The organism is Elizabethkingia bruuniana (genome assembly GCF_002024805.1).
In the GTDB taxonomy this organism is placed as follows: Bacteria; Bacteroidota; Bacteroidia; order Flavobacteriales; family Weeksellaceae; genus Elizabethkingia; species Elizabethkingia bruuniana.
Genome location: NZ_CP014337.1, coordinates 2,752,055 through 2,769,194, shown reverse-complemented (window position 1 = coordinate 2,769,194; position 17,140 = coordinate 2,752,055). Strand labels below are relative to the sequence as shown.

At 35.1% G+C, this 17,140-nt stretch carries 16 protein-coding genes; 11 read left to right on the top strand and 5 right to left on the bottom strand.

What is annotated here, in order from left to right; translation table 11 throughout:
- Positions 1-11 precede the first annotated feature (11 nt).
- The 4 genes from nudK to AYC65_RS12825 form a co-directional block, all read right to left on the bottom strand.
- Positions 12-590 (bottom strand): GDP-mannose pyrophosphatase NudK, encoded by a 579-nt coding sequence (gene nudK, locus AYC65_RS12840; RefSeq protein ID WP_034866726.1) that lies wholly within the window; start codon positions 588-590, stop codon positions 12-14.
- Positions 591-816: 226 nt separating this feature from the next.
- Complete coding sequence (locus AYC65_RS12835) at positions 817-1,632, bottom strand: Cof-type HAD-IIB family hydrolase (protein ID WP_052114598.1); 816 nt, start codon at positions 1,630-1,632, stop codon at positions 817-819.
- A 134-nt stretch (positions 1,633-1,766) separates the two neighbouring features.
- Positions 1,767-2,513 (bottom strand): phytanoyl-CoA dioxygenase family protein, encoded by a 747-nt coding sequence (locus tag AYC65_RS12830; RefSeq protein ID WP_034866727.1) that lies wholly within the window; start codon positions 2,511-2,513, stop codon positions 1,767-1,769.
- A gap of 194 nt (positions 2,514-2,707) precedes the next feature.
- On the bottom strand, positions 2,708-3,541 hold the full coding sequence (locus AYC65_RS12825; protein WP_034866730.1) for a hypothetical protein: 834 nt from the start codon (positions 3,539-3,541) through the stop codon (positions 2,708-2,710).
- A 389-nt stretch (positions 3,542-3,930) separates the two neighbouring features.
- Here AYC65_RS12825 and AYC65_RS12820 point away from each other — a divergent pair, with 389 nt between their 5' ends.
- The 11 genes from AYC65_RS12820 (at position 3,931) to AYC65_RS12770 (ending at position 13,909) form a co-directional block, all read left to right on the top strand.
- A complete protein-coding gene (locus AYC65_RS12820) occupies positions 3,931-4,110 on the top strand; it encodes a hypothetical protein (RefSeq protein WP_034866731.1) in 180 nt (59 codons plus the stop codon).
- Between the two features lie 208 nt (positions 4,111-4,318).
- A complete protein-coding gene (locus AYC65_RS12815) occupies positions 4,319-5,959 on the top strand; it encodes a tetratricopeptide repeat-containing sensor histidine kinase (protein WP_034866734.1) in 1,641 nt (546 codons plus the stop codon).
- A gap of 15 nt (positions 5,960-5,974) precedes the next feature.
- Complete coding sequence (locus AYC65_RS12810) at positions 5,975-6,640, top strand: DNA-binding response regulator (RefSeq protein WP_034866737.1); 666 nt, start codon at positions 5,975-5,977, stop codon at positions 6,638-6,640.
- Between the two features lie 239 nt (positions 6,641-6,879).
- The gene (locus AYC65_RS12805) at positions 6,880-7,212 is read left to right on the top strand and encodes a YegP family protein (RefSeq protein WP_034866899.1); all 333 of its coding nucleotides are present in this window, start codon (positions 6,880-6,882) and stop codon (positions 7,210-7,212) included.
- 11 nt (positions 7,213-7,223) lie between these two features.
- Entirely contained in the window at positions 7,224-8,291 is a 1,068-nt protein-coding gene (locus tag AYC65_RS12800; protein ID WP_034866901.1) for a type I restriction endonuclease, read from the top strand.
- Complete coding sequence (locus AYC65_RS12795; RefSeq protein WP_034866740.1) at positions 8,288-8,818, top strand: SH3 domain-containing protein; 531 nt, start codon at positions 8,288-8,290, stop codon at positions 8,816-8,818. The genes AYC65_RS12800 and AYC65_RS12795 overlap by 4 nt, the downstream gene beginning before the upstream one ends.
- Positions 8,819-9,202 (top strand): DUF6804 family protein, encoded by a 384-nt coding sequence (locus AYC65_RS12790; RefSeq protein WP_034866743.1) that lies wholly within the window; start codon positions 8,819-8,821, stop codon positions 9,200-9,202.
- Between the two features lie 2 nt (positions 9,203-9,204).
- Entirely contained in the window at positions 9,205-9,609 is a 405-nt protein-coding gene (locus tag AYC65_RS12785; RefSeq protein WP_034866744.1) for a hypothetical protein, read from the top strand.
- 6 nt (positions 9,610-9,615) lie between these two features.
- Complete coding sequence (locus AYC65_RS12780) at positions 9,616-10,950, top strand: beta-carotene 15,15'-monooxygenase (protein WP_034866746.1); 1,335 nt, start codon at positions 9,616-9,618, stop codon at positions 10,948-10,950.
- Positions 10,951-10,961: 11 nt separating this feature from the next.
- Positions 10,962-11,864, top strand: coding sequence for a hypothetical protein (locus AYC65_RS12775; protein WP_034866748.1), 903 nt, complete (start codon positions 10,962-10,964; stop codon positions 11,862-11,864).
- A 698-nt stretch (positions 11,865-12,562) separates the two neighbouring features.
- Positions 12,563-13,909 carry a hypothetical protein gene (locus tag AYC65_RS12770; protein WP_034866750.1) on the top strand — a complete coding sequence of 449 codons (1,347 nt, stop codon included), beginning with the start codon at positions 12,563-12,565 and terminating at the stop codon, positions 13,907-13,909.
- A 66-nt stretch (positions 13,910-13,975) separates the two neighbouring features.
- Here AYC65_RS12770 and AYC65_RS12765 read toward each other — a convergent pair whose 3' ends face one another.
- Positions 13,976-17,140 (bottom strand): ABC transporter permease/M1 family aminopeptidase, encoded by a 3,165-nt coding sequence (locus AYC65_RS12765; RefSeq protein ID WP_034866752.1) that lies wholly within the window; start codon positions 17,138-17,140, stop codon positions 13,976-13,978.

Sequence of the window (17,140 nt, the reverse complement as noted above, 5' to 3'; positions counted from 1 at the left end):
CAGTAGTTAAGTTATAGAATCTGATGGAGCTTAATGTACTGAAGGAGCATAATGGTTTTAGCATCTTTTATTTCTCCGGTTGCTATCATTTCCATTGCTTTATCAATGTCTGTTTCCAGTACCTCAATATTTTCTTCCTCTTCTTCCAGTCCGCCACCTTCGGCAACTTTCATATCTTTAGAATATTCCGCAATAAAGAAATACAGAATTTCTGTAACGGATCCCGGCGACATATAGGCTTCAAAAACTTTGCGAACTTCTTTTACTTTGTAGCCTGTTTCTTCTTCTGTTTCTCTGCGGATGCAGTCTTCAGGATTGTCCTGATCCAAAAGTCCTGCGCATGCTTCGATCAGCATTCCTGTTTTATTTCCGTTGAGGTAGGTTGGCAGTCGGAACTGTCTGGTCAGAATAACAGTTCTGGTATCTTTATTATAAAGAAGGATGGTGGCACCATTTCCTCTGTCGTAGGCTTCCCTGCTTTGGGTTTGGGTGCTGCCGTCTTCTTTGGTATATTCAAAAGTAACTTTTCTTAATACATACCAGTTATCGGATAAAATTTCGGTGTTCGTAATCTTTACTTCCGGAGTCATTTTTATTGTTGTTTAGATGGAGCTAACATACAAAGAAATAAAGAATTAGCGGGCTTTTCGGGAGGATATTTTTTTTACAAAATTCATCCTGTTTTCTGTACATTTTATCCTTCCAAAAGTACAATTGGTCAAAAAAATAACCGGAAAAGAAACGGATAATCATTTCTCTCCCGGTTAGTTCTGTTTATTTGTTCTCCCAAAAACGAGTCTGAAAGACGCTTTTTTCCTAATCTATAACTCCGAAATGCTTCAGTGCCTTCAGAATACCATCATTATCTATATCATCTGTTACGTAATCTGCAATCTCTTTTACTTCAGGATTAGCATTTCCCATAGCAACTCCCAAAGCTACATACTTCAGCATGGTAACATCGTTGCCGCCATCACCAAATGCCATAGTTTGGGAAACATCTATTCCGTAATGTTTACAGAATACTTCAATACCTACCTGCTTGCTTTGGCCACTAGGATTAACATCTGCAAAGAGGGGAGACCACCTTGAAGCCACAGAATCCGGCATTACCTGCGCCATAAATGCAGCTTCTTCTTCGGAAGAAATAAAAATATTACCCTGAAGTACATTCTCCGTATCTGTATTCGACATATCTACCAAAGGAGGAACCGGAAGGTTGAGGTGTGCATACATACCAGCAATTTCCGGTGTTACATCATGAATGAAATTTCCATGTTCTGACATCAGAGAAAAACTTAAAGGATTGTTATCTGCATAATCCAGTAATGCTTTTACATCATTGGGATTAATACATTTTTTGAACAATACTTCACCTTCTTTGGTAATACAATAACCACCGTTATACGTAATGAACCCATCGAAATCCAGGTATCTGATATGCCCGATATCATTATAAGAACGCCCGGTAGAAACAAATACATGGATGCCTTTTTCCTTTAAAATCCGAATCGCTTCTTCTGTGGAAGCCGGAACTTTGTGTGTTTTAAAGCTTAGCAGTGTTCCGTCAATATCGAAGAAAACTGCCTTAATATCATTAGTATTTGGTGAATCGTTTTTTAGTTGATTCATAATTTAAAATATTATCGTTAATGTTACTTTTTTAGAGCTTATTATTAATTAACCGGAAATAAGCAGTACCGTTTTTAAGCGATTAACATTTATAAAGCGTCATGCTAAAGCTTTACAATATTATTAAAAACGATTCAGGGATTATTCAGAAATAACTGACGGTCCAGTACGTCTAATTCCTGTGGAGTAGGCTGATTTTTAGGATCGATAAATTCTTTGAAATCAGGTGTGTCATCACAGAAAATAATATCGAAAGAGAAACGGTTTCGTCCATACAAGCCCCTGTGGATCATATTTGCAGAAAATACCAGGAGATCTCCACGATCCAGACTTATTACTTTTCCTCTTTCCAGGCTGTCACTGGACTTATGTCCGTTTAGAGATAATCGGGTCTCTAATTCTTCCGGAAGATCCCAGTTCTTATGAGTTCCCGGAACTAATTCAATACCTAGTTCAGGTTTGAAAGGAATTCTAAAGTGTACAACGTTTTGACTTTGGATAGCTTCTTTTTGATCATCAATACTTAATCCGGTATACTGAATATCGCGGTGCCAGTAATTTTGCTGCAACGGATTGAACGGATCAAAAAATAGTTGAGTGTTCAGAAATACAGCTTTTTCAGGAAAAATAGAGTCAACAATGCTTTTAATTTTTTCCTGAGTGATAAAACGAAAAAGAGCAAGACGTTCCTGTTCGTTAATAAACTCACCGGATGTTATACTATGGCTGTTGATAGAACCGTTCTTATAACCTTCGGCATTGACTGCCAGCCAGCTTTTATGGAATTTTTTCAGAATACGCTCAGTCTCTTGCAGTTTGGGTTCTGCAAAAAAGTTTTCAAAATGAATGTAACCGGACTCATTGTAATCGTTATGCTGCATTATGGTATCGTGATGTTGAATGAAGTAAAAGCTATGCAAAAATCTAACCTCTTTCAAATATACAACAATTCTTTTCCTTTTACAGACATAGAATTTTAAGTTCTGTTAATTTAGCAAGTTGTTGGTTGTCAGGTGTCAATTGCCGGATGTTAGTTGTCGGTTATCAGTTACCAACCATCAACCATCATATATAGTTATTCTGCATGTGCATATTTTTCAATAATCATTTCAGTAACCGGCCGCAATGTCGCCCCGTTTTTAGGATTAGTTCCTTTTCTATTAGTAGTGGTAAAAAAGTCAACCTTGTTCCAACGTTTGGAATACCAGATTTTGCCCAGCGCATTTTCAGGAGTTAAAGTATCGGGTCTTGTAATTTTTTTGAAATAATCAAGCTCTGTAGAATCTATAGGAATAATGATACGGTGAGGGTTTTTATCTTCACATACAGTAGCAGTATAAGTACTGTCGTTCCAATACATGCACTTCTTTTCTTTCAGAAGCAATCCCGTCGTAGTTGTAATACCTGAACCAGGTTTGTCCTTATTATATATAGTACCACCAATAAGTGATCCGGCAAGAATAATTCCTATAATCCCCATATTGGCTTTGTTGTTCTGAAAAAAATCAGACAGATTGAAAACCGGTGCATTGGTAATGGTGACAAATATATTGGAAAGCCTGGCGGATAAAGATTCTTCATCTTCGTTAATACTTATTTTTACAGTAGTATCACCTTTTTCTTTTTCAATACTAATGTTTTGGGAGAAGTCATCAAAATCTTTATAGCCCAGATACTGACTTAGATGTTTCAGCATTAAGTCATCAATATTATAATCCTCATTCTGCTCAATCAATCTTCTGTGATATCGAGCATATGTTGCAGTATCTCTTGACAAACTAAATCTCTCCTCGAAATGTGTACTTAGATATTCTGCAATAGAATTTTTGGTATTTCTTTGAGTTTCATTTTTTACTTTTTCAAATACTTTTTGCACTAAAATTCTCTTACGTTGGTAGTTTTCTCCCATAGAATTATCATTAAGAATTAATCACGTGTCCAAATTAGACAGATAGCTGTCCAAAAAAATACGGTTTTCCATAATAATACCCATTTCTCTGTCCATTTACTGTCCATCGCCTGTCTGGGATTATGGCTTGTCACTGGTCTATATTTGTCATAACAAAATCAGTGATAAACAAACACTTATAAAAACAAAAGTACAAAACTGATTTTTAAAATGGCCGGATAAAACGGAGTGTAAATCTCTGGGTTGGGAAGCAGAATTTGCCCCTTCGTTTTTGAAAGCCTACTTCCCAAAAATTTAAGAAGCGCTTCTTTTTTAAACAACGTGTAACACCGCCTGTGATCTGTTTCGCAGGGAAGAACACTTATGCAAATTTTTAAATTTTTGAAATAATGATTAATTTAATTTTAATGCTACTAGGCTTAGCATTTCCAAATAATAATACACCAACACCGGTAAACAACCCAACTAGTATTTCTACATACAGCATGGACTCAGGAGATCCGGGAGATACAGTAGGAGATATCGGCGGAGATACAGGAGGAGATAATGGACAAACACCAAGAAAGTAATTTAATCAAAAGGCAGCAGAAATGCTGCCTTTCTCTTTACCATGCAAAGTATACGGGGAAGCATTGTTAGGTTTCGTATAAAAGAAGATACTTATGAATGTATTGATGCTATAAAAAATGAAGAACGAATATTTTACGCTTTATTTTTTTAACTTAGGCTGAAAATATAATAATCTTGAGAATACTCTATTTTTTATTATTTGTCTTGATGGTTTCATGTACAAAAACTAAAGAAAGTAATGTTAATAAATCTGAGAAAGTAGATAATCCTTACTATGAAAAAGCTTGGTCATACCTGGATAAGAAAGACCCCATTAATGCTTTTCAGAATTTTAATAAAGCAAAAGAAATCTACCTGAAGAATAATGACAGTTTGGGTGTTGGAAAATGTCTGATGAATATGGGAATTATTTTAACCGATCAGGGTGATTACTTCGGAGCACAGGAAACCTCTTTGGAGGCTATGAAATATTTAAAAGAAGATATAAAAGCAGATTATAATTATATAAATGCTAATTATAATAATCTAGGGATTGCTTCCTACAATTTAAAAGATTATATGAAAGCTCTTAAATTTTATGATTTAGCAATAAAATTTTCTTCTGATTCAAAAGATATAATAACGTATTCGAATAATGAAGCGAATACATATAGGGAACAAAAGAAATATCCTGAAGCATTAAAAGTATACAATCAAATATTAAAAGAAAACAACAATAAGAAAAGCACTGAATATTCAAGAGCATTAACAAATTTAGCTAAAACGAAATGGCTACAAAATGCTAATTATAATCCTGTTTCAGAATTAAAAGAAGCGCTTAATATTCGATTACAAGAACAAGATCTATGGGGGCAAAACTCAAGTTATGCACATTTAGCAGATTATTATATCCAAAAGAAACCTGACTCAGCACTAATCTATGCAACAAAAATGTACGGTGTTGCTAAAACACTGAAAAGTCCGGACGATCAAATTGAAGCTCTTCAAAAACTAGTTATTCTTGAAAACCCGGAGAAATCGAAACAATACTTTCTGACTTATCAGAAACTGAATGACAGCCTACAGACTGCCAGAAGTAAGGCAAAAAATCAGTTTGCCTTAATCCGTTATGAAACCGAAAAGAATAAAGCCAATTTCCAGAAAGCTCAGGCGGATAATGTGAAGAAACAAAATCAGATACTGAAGCAATATGCAGGTTTAGGAATTTTGGGGCTTGTATTAATAGGCGGTGGAGTTTGGTACAGAAGAAGAAAGAAAATTTTACAACAGGAAAAAGAGCTGGAAGTAAAAAAAACAGAGCTTAGGTATTCCAAAAAAGTTCATGATGTTGTTGCCAACGGAATTCACAGGGTAATGACAAAGCTCGAAAATCAGGAACATATTGATAAAGAGACCATGCTGGACGACTTGGAAATTGTGTATGAGAAATCGCGGGATATTTCTTATGATCATGAAAAAAATAATGACCTTCCGTTTGGAGAAAAGCTGACAGAAATGCTGAAATCTTATTCTTCCGATGACTTGCAGCTGGTTATTATTGGAAATGAGGAAATACAATGGGATAAACTGAATAAAAACATTCAGGCTGAAGTATTTTATGTATTACAGGAGCTTATGACCAATATGAAGAAGCATAGTAAAGCGACACGTGTTGTGATTAGAATGAACCGTATAAATGAAGAAATTACGATCCGTTATAGAGATAATGGTGTAGGATGTGAAAAATTCTCCCCTAAAAACGGAATTAAAAATACGGGAAACCGTATGGAATCTATTGACGGGACTATTAATTTTGACGCAGTAAGTGGAGAAGGCTTTAAAGCCGAGTTAAAATTTTCTGTTCAATAAAAATACCAATTCAAGATGTTTAAAAAAATCCTTGTTGCTGAAGATTATGAAAGTTCTAATATTTCTGTAGAGAAAGCATTGGAAGACTTGAAAATAGAAGAATCTAAATATGTTTATTACTGTGATGATGCGCTGCAGAGAGTGCAAATAGGCATACATGAAAAACAGACTTTCGAGCTGTTAATCACTGATTTGTCTTTTGATGAGGATCACCGGGAACAGAATCTTAAAAGTGGTTCCGAGCTTATTGAGGCTGTAAAAAAGATACAACCGGATATAAAAATTATTGTTTTCTCAATTGAGAAAAAGCCGAATATAATAGATGATCTTTTCCGTAAATATGAAATCAATGGTTATGTCTCCAAAGGCAGGGAAGATACAAAAGAACTGAAAAAAGCCATAAAAGCGGTTTACAATAATGAGAAACACATTTCGTTGAATCTGAAAAAGTCTATAAAAGATAAAAATTCTTACGAGTTTACTTCTTATGATATTACTTTAGTAGACTTACTTTGTCAGGGAATGCGCCAACAAGCGATATCAGACCATCTTAAAGATAGCGGAGTCCGTCCTTCCAGCTTAAGCAGTGTGGAAAAAAGGCTAAACGGTCTGAAAGAATCCTTGAATGTCAATACAACCGAACAAGTGGTCGCTATTTTCAAGGATATGGGATTGATATAAGTAAGAAGTTAGAAATTAGAAGTGGGAAGTTAGAAAGCTGATGTCACAGATTTGTAACCCGTCATTTTGATCAAAACAAAATTAGAATAGCCTTGGCAAGGTTCTAAACCTTGCCAAGGCTTCTTTATTATAAACCTTTCAAATCTGATTTGAGAGGTTTTTTATTTTACGGGTTTCCGTAAGGAATGCTTATGCAGGCGATCTACTTTTGGAGTGTTAAACCAATTAAAAATAACACTATGGGAAAATTTGTAATTACCAAAAGAGTAAACGGTGAATATCAGTTCAATCTGAAAGCAGGGAATGGCGAGATTATTTTAACCAGCGAAGGTTATAATCAAAAAGCATCCTGTCATAAAGGAATAGCATCCGTAAAGGTTAATTCTCAGGACGACTCCAAATATGACAGAAGAGTGGCTAAAAATGATAAAGATTATTTTGTCTTGAAAGCAGGCAATGGTGAGATTATTGGGAAAAGCCAATATTATGCTTCAAAGTCTTCAATGGAAACCGGAATAGCATCGGTAAAGCATAATGCACCAGATGCTGAACTTGTAGACGAAACAATTTAATACCAATAATGATGGAACTCAAATTAAAACTTGAACAACTAAGCCAGAGAATTCAGGGACTGAAAGAGCAGGTACAAACGGAAGAAGCAACTAAAAATGCTTTTGTTATGCCTTTTATCCAGATGCTGGGTTACGATATATTCAACCCTACAGAAGTTATCCCGGAATATATTGCGGATATTGGAACCAAGAAAGGTGAGAAGGTAGATTACCTGATTAAAAACAATCAGGAACCTATTCTGATTATAGAATGTAAAAACTGGAAGGAAAATGCAGATGCTCATAATTCACAGCTTCATAGATATTATCATGTTTCCAAAGCAAGATTTGGTGTTTTGACCAACGGTATTGTGTATAACTTTTATACAGATTTGGAAAAGCCAAATATTATGGATGATAAACCATTTCTGACGATCAATTTGGAAGACTTGAAAGACAGCGCTATAAAGGTGTTAGAAAGCTTTAATAAGCAGAGTTATAATTTAGAATCTATTCTGGATTCCGCCGAAGCGTTAAAGTATATAAGAGCTATCCGGAAGGAATTCGAAAAAGAAATAGAAAATCCGTCTGACGAGCTGGTTCGTTTATTGGTCAATAAATTCTTTGAACGACCTCTTACTGCAAACCGAATGCAGTCTTTCAAGGAGTATACGAAAAGAGCGTTGAGTATTTCTATTACTGAATCGATAAGCTCCCGGTTAAAATCTGCACTGGTAATCAACGAAACACTGGATACCAATACTCCGAAACCGGTAGCTGTAGATGAGCATAGTGAAGTTTCTAAAATTGTAACGACGGAAGAAGAGCTGGAAGCCTTCCAAATTGTAAAGGCTATTCTGAGGGAAAAGATCCCGGCAGAAAGAATTGCCCACAGAGATACCCAGTCTTATTTTGGTGTTTTACTGGATGATAACAACCGGAAACCTGTTTGTCGTTTTCATTTTGGAATATCCAGGAAACAAATAGAACTTTTCCACAATGGTAAAGATGCCGGGGAAAGAATGCTCTTGGAATCACTGGAAGATATATACAAACATCGCGATTCATTACATCAGACACTTGAAAATTATACAGTATGATCAAAATACTACTCTCTCTATTTACAGGTGCAGGATTATTAATTGCCTCTTATAATCCGGATTCATTGCATGCTGATAATCATAACAGAGGTTGTACAGGATCTGCAAACTGTACAGCATGCTCCAATTGTTCAGGTTGTGCCCATTGTACTTCAGGTGGTACTTGTGGTGTATGCAGCGGTAGTTCCTCTAAGAGAAAAACGTATTCTTTCGGAGGTTATTCAAAAAAGAAATCTTCGGGAAGTAGTCGTAATCTAAAGTCAGGCTATTCAAAAAGCAATTCGAAAGGTACTAAGAACCCGGTATATTATTACAGTAATAAAATGGCACTTGCTGAAGACAACTTTCTGTATATAATAAACAAGAAAGTTGAGGTACGGAAGGCTCCCGGAGATCAGTTTAAAGTTCTGGAAACTTTGCAGCCAAACTCAAAGCTTATTTTTCTGAATAAAGAAGAAAAATGGTATAAAATACGGGTATACAAAAGTGGTACAGAAGGTTTTGTTCATTCCAAAAATGTGAAGTAAATGAAGTATTTCTTTCTCTTCTGTGCACTATGCTGCTTTATAGCAGTATTGCGGCTGCCTATTGATTATTATACTTTTTTACGCATTATAATTTTTATTGGAGCCGGTGTAGCGTTATACCACCTCTTTAGAAACAAAATCTATTATTGGACAGCGGTGTTCGGCTTTATTCTGATTCTTTTTAATCCTGTATTTCCGGTATATCTGCATAAAAAGTCATTATGGATACCACTGGATATTATTACAGGAATTCTTTTTCTGTGTCTGAATTTTATCAAAAAGAAACCGGAAGAAGAGAAAGAAACTCTGCGATTGCCTAAAGAACCTGTTACTCATACGCGTGACAGAATAATGAATCCACAACCTTTAAAACAAAATAAATAAAAATGAATATTCAGATCTCCGAAAATCTAAAAGCGCATTTTCTCAGACTTTATCAGATGGCCATATGCGATGATAATTTTAGTAAGCTTGAATTGAAAATGCTGTATCGTTTTGCAGAAGAGAGGGGCATTACAGCTAAGAATCTGGACGAGATTCTGCTAAATCCTGTGGATACCAAAAATGCGCTTCCCCAAACATTGGAAGATAAAATAGATTATCTGTATGATCTTGTACTCATGATTTGGGCAGATGATCATGTAGACAATAACGAAAGATCGGCATTGGAAAAGTATATAAAGCTTTTTGGCTTTGTAGAAGAAAACGTATCTGCAATTGCCAATTATCTTTTAGAAGCCGTAAAAAGCGGAAAAACAAAGAGCGATATATTGTATGAACTTCAAAATTAAAGAATCATGACAACTCAAATCAAAAACCTGTTCCGGTTAAAGCCATCCGGATTAATTAATGGAAATCATAATAAAGATATAAATCCGGAAGAATCTGCTGAAGATAAAGAAGAAGTAAGAAAGAGAACTTATCATGAATCCGGACACAGAGAAGGCGGACGAAATATAGGCAGTCCCAGAGCACTGTCTATTTCTCTCAATGCTATTTATGCCAAGTTTCAGAATGAAGAAAAAGAAAAGGTGGACAAGCAAAGGGCAATAAAAGAGCCTTATTACAATGAACAAAAAAATAAAGAGACTGAGATAAAAGCATTACATGTCAGTCAGGAAAATAAAGAAGAACAAACTTCCAGAGTTGAAGAGCAAATAAAGAAAATAAAAGATGTAGTGGAGGGTATAAAGTTTGAAATTAATGATCTGGCCCGCAATCCTGAAAAATACCACATAAAGGCTACAAAAGGTGCCTCTACAAAATTTTGGATAGGTTTTATGATCCTTATTCCAATTAGCTTGTACCTGTTTACATTTTATATTTCTACTTCTTATTCAGCATTTTTCAAAACATTCGATCCGGAGAGTAATCTTATCATGAATATGCTCGACCCTAAAGCTTTTGAAGTGGCATGGAAAGATGGTACATTGGAAGGGGCTTTTGTTACGCTAATTCCGTTTGTGTTTCTAGGATTAGGTTATTTAATTCATATGTATGGGGAGAATAAAACAAAACTCAACTATTTTAAAGTAGGTGTTTTGTTTCTCACGACTTTTGTATTTGATGTAATCTTAGCCTACCAGATAGAAGAGAAAATCTATAACCTGAATAAAACTTTTGATTCTCCACCATTCGACTTGTCTATAGCATTTACCAAAATCCAGTTCTGGGGGATTATATTTGCCGGTTTTGTTGTTTATATCATTTGGGGCTTGGTGTTCGATTTTATTATGAAAGAACACAAAGAAAAAGATAAGATTAAGCATGAACAGGAAAAACGTGAACAGGATATCCGAATTCATCGAGAAAGAATTACAGAGCTTGAACAGCAGAAAGAAACGCTTGTAAAAGAGCAACACGACATTCGTGAACGTATTGTAAATGCACAAGGGAGGATTGCAGAACTGCAACGCATAATAGATGCCGTAATTATTCCGACTAAGGAATATGTGCTTTATGCATCTGAATATACACAAGGCTGGACCACTTTTATTTATGAGAAGCTTTTCCTTCCTAATCATGAAAAGCAGGAATTGGTAGATGAATGTCTTAAAACTTATGATGATCACATGGAAAGCGTTGGTGCCAACCATGAAACTCAAAACTCGGTGTATCTACCCATATTATAAAAATATCTGCTATGAAAGTTAAATTTATATTTTTAATATTTATAACCTCTCTATTACAAAATTGTGGTAAAGAAAACATTCCCTATAAAGTAAATAATTCTGCGGCAAGTAATGAAAACATAACTAATGTGGCAGATAAAAATCTTAATATTAGTTTTTTGCTGGATTTGTCGGACAGAATAGATCCTGTGAAGTATCCGAATGCTTCCATGCCTTATTATCAGCGGGATTTATATTATATAAAAAGTGTAGAGCAAGCCTTTGTCGATCATATCAAACATAAGAAGATACTTCAGTTGAATGACCAGATGCAGGTTTTCTTTGATCCTGAACCTCAGAATCCACAAATGAACAAGCTTAGTCAGCAACTTAGAGTGAAATTCGACAAGAATTCTACAAAAGATCAAATAACGGGAGTAGATAAGGTTTTTACAGAGATTCCACCTCAGATTTATCAATCGGCTATTCGTGGGAAACAATATACAGGCGCAGATATCTGGCGGTTTTTTAAAAATAAAGTAAAGGATTACTGTATAAAAGATAAGCACCGCAATATTCTGGTTATTATTACGGATGGCTATATGTATCATAAAGACAGCAAGTTTACTGAGGGTAATAAAAGCTCTTTTCTTACCCCTGAATTTATACGAAGTAAAAAGCTAACGACTTCAAATTATAAAGAATTGATTGCTAAAAATAAGTTAGGTTTTATCCCTGCTACTGAAGGACTTCAGAATCTTGAAGTGTTGGTGGTAGGTATTAATCCTGCAAAAAACAGCCCATACGAAGAAGATGTTATCCACCAGTACTGGACAGATTGGTTAACTGCAATGGGGGTAAAGAAATTTGAGATTAAAAATGCAGACTTGCCAAGTAATCTTGATCCTGTAATCCGTAAGATTATCCAGAAATAAGTCTTATTTGTTTTGAAGATGAAGTCTTGAATATATTTTATTCAGGGCTTTGTCAGAATAAATATAATGTATTGGGAGCATTATAGTGCTCCTTAATTTCCTTAAATTCTAAATGGTAAAATAAACCATTAAGATATTTAGTTAATTAAGAAAAATGTATGATAATATATTCAGCCTTGCTGGAATAAATGTAACGAATTGAGAATATTATGGAGTTCCTTAATTTTCTTAAACTCTTAATAGTAAAATGAATTATTAAGATATTTAGTTAATTAAGAAAAATGTAATGATAATATATTCAAGGCTTTGTTGGAATAAGTATAATGTATTTAGAGGATTATAGGCTCCTTAATTTTCTTAAATTCTAAATGGTAAAATAAACCATTAAGATATTTGGTTAATTGAGGAAAATGTAATGATAATATATTTGAGAGGTTCGTTATCGTATCAAGAATTTAAATTTTAAACTAAAAACCTTTGTGCGGAGCATACTAAAAAATGGAAGGTCTTCTTTTTCAGGAATTGGCTTTTATCAGGGAGATTTACTTACCAGCGATTTTATAATTGTCTATCATTTAGGTAGAATTTAATTCTGAGTTAATATTAAAATTTTCTTTTTTTCATAAATTGTAGAGTATTAAGGCAGTCTTTTTTCTAAGACTGTATCACTGAATCCCAAACACATTAAATTTTTATCAATGAAAAAAAGATTTCAACCCCCAAGTGTAAGAAAGTTATACACAATTGTATTTTTTTCTTTGTTCTTATCATTCGTTCTAAGCTCATGCTCACGAGATGATACAACCGGAAATAAGCTTCCGGAAAGTTCTGCAAATAACAGTGGCTATAAAACTTATGGCGATCTTGTTTTACAAAAAAATGTAATCGTCCTGAATGATGAATCTGTACAGGCTATTACAGATAATGACCAACAGATAAGCTTTAATTATACTACGAATCAGACGGATAGTATAAAAGAAGGAACTGTTATTGTAGCGACTAAGATAGAAAACGATAAGATCAAAAATATTCTGGCTAAAGTAGTTTCTGTGTCCGGAACGGGTAGTCAGACTATTTTCAAGACCACAACTGCAAAGCTTGAAGAAGTTATTTACAGCGGAAATATCAGCGGAGTATATGATCCTTCGCAACAGGCTTCATTGCAGGTAAATGGTCAACAAGCCAATTATGTACCTGTAGAAGGACTGATCTCGCAGGCAGCAAATGCTAAAATCAGTAACCTGGAAGCTAAAGCAATTAATATTCAGAAGAGTGCCAATATTGAGAAGAATGCAATTAGTAACACGATTAACTTCAAGTATTTTAGTTTTGATAAGACTATTCCTTTACCTGCACAACAGGTGGGGCCAGTTACGGCCGCAGCAGATATTAATGTAAAAGGAGGATTTACGCCAAAGATAAAGTATAATATTTCTTTTTCTTTGGGGCACTTATCCAGTTACTATGTTGACTTTATTATGGATGATATCAGTCTTCAGGCATTGGCAAATATCCAAGGGAAACTAGGTTATACACTAAGCGTAACAGATTATATCAATATTCCTATTGTACCGATAGTATTAGGACCTACCGGACTTATTATAAGTCCTACTATTGCTGCAGGACCTTATGTAGGAGCAAGTGCTACCGGAAGAGTGCAATTACAGCTCTTTTCTCTTACCGGGAAGGCTAACTTTTTAGTGGGTGTGAAACCAGATCTGAATGTCAATTTACAAACTATTACCGGACCAAAAATTACGAAAGTTGATGGTGAGCTGGCTGCAGAAGTAGGAGTAGAAGTAAAAGGAGCTGTAGGATTACAGTTTTTAACGGCCTCAATTGCCAATTCAGGCATCAGAGGGAGAGTGGCTGCTGTACCATCTTTAAAATTAGAGTTAGTTCCTAACAGAAGTATGCCTTTTGAGCTGAAAGGGAAAATTCAGGCAGATATGTTTTATGGATTTGGAATCCCTCCATTTAGATATGAAGGAACATTCCCGTTATTGAACAAAGAAATTCCTATTTATAAAACAAATCTCTTGTAGGAAACCATTACAATTTAATGAACCGTGTCGGAATTAAGACTCCGACACGGTTTTTTGCATGCATAATCAAATCTCTTTAAAAAGCTTATCAATCTCTTTCCTTTTATCGGGGCTTGCCTTGTAGAATTCGTTCAATAAATCTATACTTCTTGGCTTTTTTGGATATCGGTTGTTTTCAAGGAAATTTTTTAAAGCCATATTGACTTTATTCTCACCAATAAGTTCACTTAGTTTTACCATAACTACAGCCCCCTTTGAATAAGAAATATGTGCATTTTCGGTTGTAACCTTATACAGAGGTTGGTTTTCAGAAAGTCCCTTTTCATTATCATAGATTTGCTGATGCATTTTCAGCCTTTCCTTCATTTTTGCTTCTCCATGCATTTTTTTATACAACATCATTTCCGTATACATGGCAAGCGTTTCTGTAAGCATGACTGCGCCTTCGCGTTCATCAGGATTAATAAGGCTGTTGCCCCACCAGAGATGTGAAAGCTCGTGTCCGGCAAGTTCATTAATAACATCCTGCTTTTTGTCCGCATATATATTCGCATGAAATACCATGTCTTCAGGCATGAATACTGCAGAAGGATATGCTGTGGCAGCAAAACCTTTGGTAAATGAGGAGATTTCGGCAAAAGTGATGCTCCCGAAAGGATACTGCCCGAAATTTTGAATACAGTAATCCAGCGTAAGTTTTGCATTGCGGATGAGGTGGTCTACATTTTCGGCATGCTTTCTCAGATATAGTATATTCATTTTAATTCCTTTGTAAATAAGGCTTTTCTGGTCGTATTTTGCTGATGAGACAGCAAACCGGAAAGGAATAGACTTTACTGTATAGCGGAAATAATTTCTATTGTCTTTGGTCCAGTGTTTTATAAGATCTCCCGTACCTACAGCCGTCTGATTTTTATCTGTAGAAACGGTCATATCCAGGTTAATAAAATCGTCTCTGAATACTTCCGGAGCTTCAGCTTTCTTTAATTTATCCAATTTTCCAAGTTTATATTCTTTTCGGATATGCTCATCTTCTGTTTCTCTGTCTTTCTGATAGCCGATAAGTGGATAATAACGGCTAATCCGCATGAAAGAGCCGTTTTCTATAATGGCATTAAAGGATTGATGACCATTTACAGTATACCAATGGTAGGATAATTTGAAATCCAGACTTGCATTTTCATTAGGTTCTAACGGTTTTTTTAGTACAATTTCTGTTATATCACTGTCTATATTTTTGCGCTCTGTAGTTGTAGTGAAAATAGCAGATTCAATCTTTAAATCAGGACTAAAATTAATTAGAACCCGATCAATCGTTTTACCTGTCTGATTTACCAAAGAGTAGTGTCCCTGAATCTGATAAGAATTGGTAGCCGGATAGAGTTGAATATCTGTCTTAATATCTTTAATAGCAGGCTGAGAGAAGCTTTCATATTTCCGAAACTTTAATTCATAACCGGCAGCATCAGCCAAAGCTTTTTCTTCATCTTTGGGAGTATAGCCTTTCATAAAAAGATTGGCACTGAATATTCCTGCTATTAGTAAGATTATCATCAGAACAGAACTTTTCAGATTCCATTTTTTGGCTTTAACAAATTCATTTAACTTCCAGAAAAAAAATACAAGTGCCAGTCCGAGTATTAATCTTTCTGCAAAAGAGAAAGCATAAGGTCCGTATCCATTGAAATCGCTGTAGACTCCAACGTAGTCTGAAAATATTCTGAGTACAGGATATGAAATAAGTTTTTTAGACAGAGGACCTGTAAACAGAAAAACAGCCAATACAGAAAGACCTAAGGCCAGAAATCTGTTCCTGATATTGTCATTGATCAGTAATATTAGTCCTGAAAATAATATTAGCGGAAAAGTATTGAAGAGTATTGCACCCCAATAGGCATACCAATCAATATGGAAATAATGATATATCCATTGGAACACAAGGCCTTCGGCAATTAGTATTCCAGTGAAAAAGAATAGCAAAACACTGGATGAAAGAAAATGACCTGTAAGTTTATTTTTATGAAAAAAAGTGCTTTTTTCGATCATAGCAAAGCCGGAGATCTGACTTCGCCAGTACAAATCATTGATGAAATAAGTAATGATAAGTAGACCCAGTAAATGAAAGTTCTCTGAAATTGTAACGGCCATTAACCCGGAACTTGCAAATTTCTGTGGAAGCCGTATTCCTTTCTCAATCTCAGCATACATCTCCATTCCGGTAAAGAAGAGTAATAAAATAGAAATCGCCGGAATTGCAATGCTTTTAAACAAATATATAAGATCTATTCTGGCAAAAGACAGTGCAGAAACTATTCCTGCTATATTCCCGAAATTCAGATTTGCGGTTTTATATTCTACAAAACCAACAGCTGAGGATTCGGAAAGTATGAGAATTCCTTTTTTTAATTTTTTCGCTGCAGCACCTGAGAAAGAAAACAAGCTGTGGGTAAGAATAAGTAAAGCCAGAGATATTGCAAAGTAAAGGCTCCTGTTTAGAAGTAATATTCCTGAAAATGGTACAATCCGAGTGTTCTTTTGCTGAATATTCAGATCCTTTGCTTCTAAAAAATAGGAAGACAGACCAAAAGGATCTGCAATAGCTGATAAGTGCTGGGTTTCGGCAGGCTGTGGCAGGCTGCCGGCCATAAAAGGTGAATTGGAAAACACGAGAACTACCATATAAAAAACATACAATAACAACCCTCCGACGACTACCAATAACTTTTTGCGAGTAGTAAATGATATAAAGAACAGAAAGCTGCATACCAGAAAACAGTTAAGAAAACCGAAGATTAGAAGTGGGTAAATATAGTACCATGCATTCAAGTTAGTCTGTATTTCGCTACCGGATCTCAGATTTTGCCCAATTATAAAACCTAAAACAATAAAGACAAAACTCAGAAAAGTGAACAAAAAATAAGCAGCAAAATGTCCGTTCAGGTATTTTCTTCGGGATAATGGAAATGAGAAAAGTACAATATCAAATTTAGAATCCTGATCTTTGAATAGTTGCTGAATAGCATAAATAATAGCAATAAATATAACAGCCAGACTTAGCATCCCGGTTATAAATCCAATCGTATAAGGTGAGTTGAGATAAATACCATCACCAACCGACATATTAAAATTATTACCACAAAATACTCCGATCCCCATAAGGGTAATGGCAATAGCATAACTGAACCAATGCTTCCTACGGCGTTGGGTCTCAAATAAAAATATGGTGTTCAT

Bases quoted from the DNA above. Each gene is read 5' to 3' on its own strand.
- nudK (WP_034866726.1), bottom strand. From the start codon at position 590: ATGACTCCGGAAGTAAAGATTACGAACACCGAAATTTTATCCGATAAC.
- AYC65_RS12835 (WP_052114598.1), bottom strand. From the start codon at position 1,632: ATGAATCAACTAAAAAACGATTCACCAAATACTAATGATATTAAGGCA.
- AYC65_RS12830 (WP_034866727.1), bottom strand. From the start codon at position 2,513: ATGCAGCATAACGATTACAATGAGTCCGGTTACATTCATTTTGAAAAC.
- AYC65_RS12825 (WP_034866730.1), bottom strand. From the start codon at position 3,541: ATGGGAGAAAACTACCAACGTAAGAGAATTTTAGTGCAAAAAGTATTT.
- AYC65_RS12820 (WP_034866731.1), top strand. From the start codon at position 3,931: ATGATTAATTTAATTTTAATGCTACTAGGCTTAGCATTTCCAAATAAT.
- AYC65_RS12815 (WP_034866734.1), top strand. From the start codon at position 4,319: ATGGTTTCATGTACAAAAACTAAAGAAAGTAATGTTAATAAATCTGAG.
- AYC65_RS12810 (WP_034866737.1), top strand. From the start codon at position 5,975: ATGTTTAAAAAAATCCTTGTTGCTGAAGATTATGAAAGTTCTAATATT.
- AYC65_RS12805 (WP_034866899.1), top strand. From the start codon at position 6,880: ATGGGAAAATTTGTAATTACCAAAAGAGTAAACGGTGAATATCAGTTC.
- AYC65_RS12800 (WP_034866901.1), top strand. From the start codon at position 7,224: ATGGAACTCAAATTAAAACTTGAACAACTAAGCCAGAGAATTCAGGGA.
- AYC65_RS12795 (WP_034866740.1), top strand. From the start codon at position 8,288: ATGATCAAAATACTACTCTCTCTATTTACAGGTGCAGGATTATTAATT.
- AYC65_RS12790 (WP_034866743.1), top strand. From the start codon at position 8,819: ATGAAGTATTTCTTTCTCTTCTGTGCACTATGCTGCTTTATAGCAGTA.
- AYC65_RS12785 (WP_034866744.1), top strand. From the start codon at position 9,205: ATGAATATTCAGATCTCCGAAAATCTAAAAGCGCATTTTCTCAGACTT.
- AYC65_RS12780 (WP_034866746.1), top strand. From the start codon at position 9,616: ATGACAACTCAAATCAAAAACCTGTTCCGGTTAAAGCCATCCGGATTA.
- AYC65_RS12775 (WP_034866748.1), top strand. From the start codon at position 10,962: ATGAAAGTTAAATTTATATTTTTAATATTTATAACCTCTCTATTACAA.
- AYC65_RS12770 (WP_034866750.1), top strand. From the start codon at position 12,563: ATGAAAAAAAGATTTCAACCCCCAAGTGTAAGAAAGTTATACACAATT.
- AYC65_RS12765 (WP_034866752.1), bottom strand. From the start codon at position 17,140: ATGAACACCATATTTTTATTTGAGACCCAACGCCGTAGGAAGCATTGG.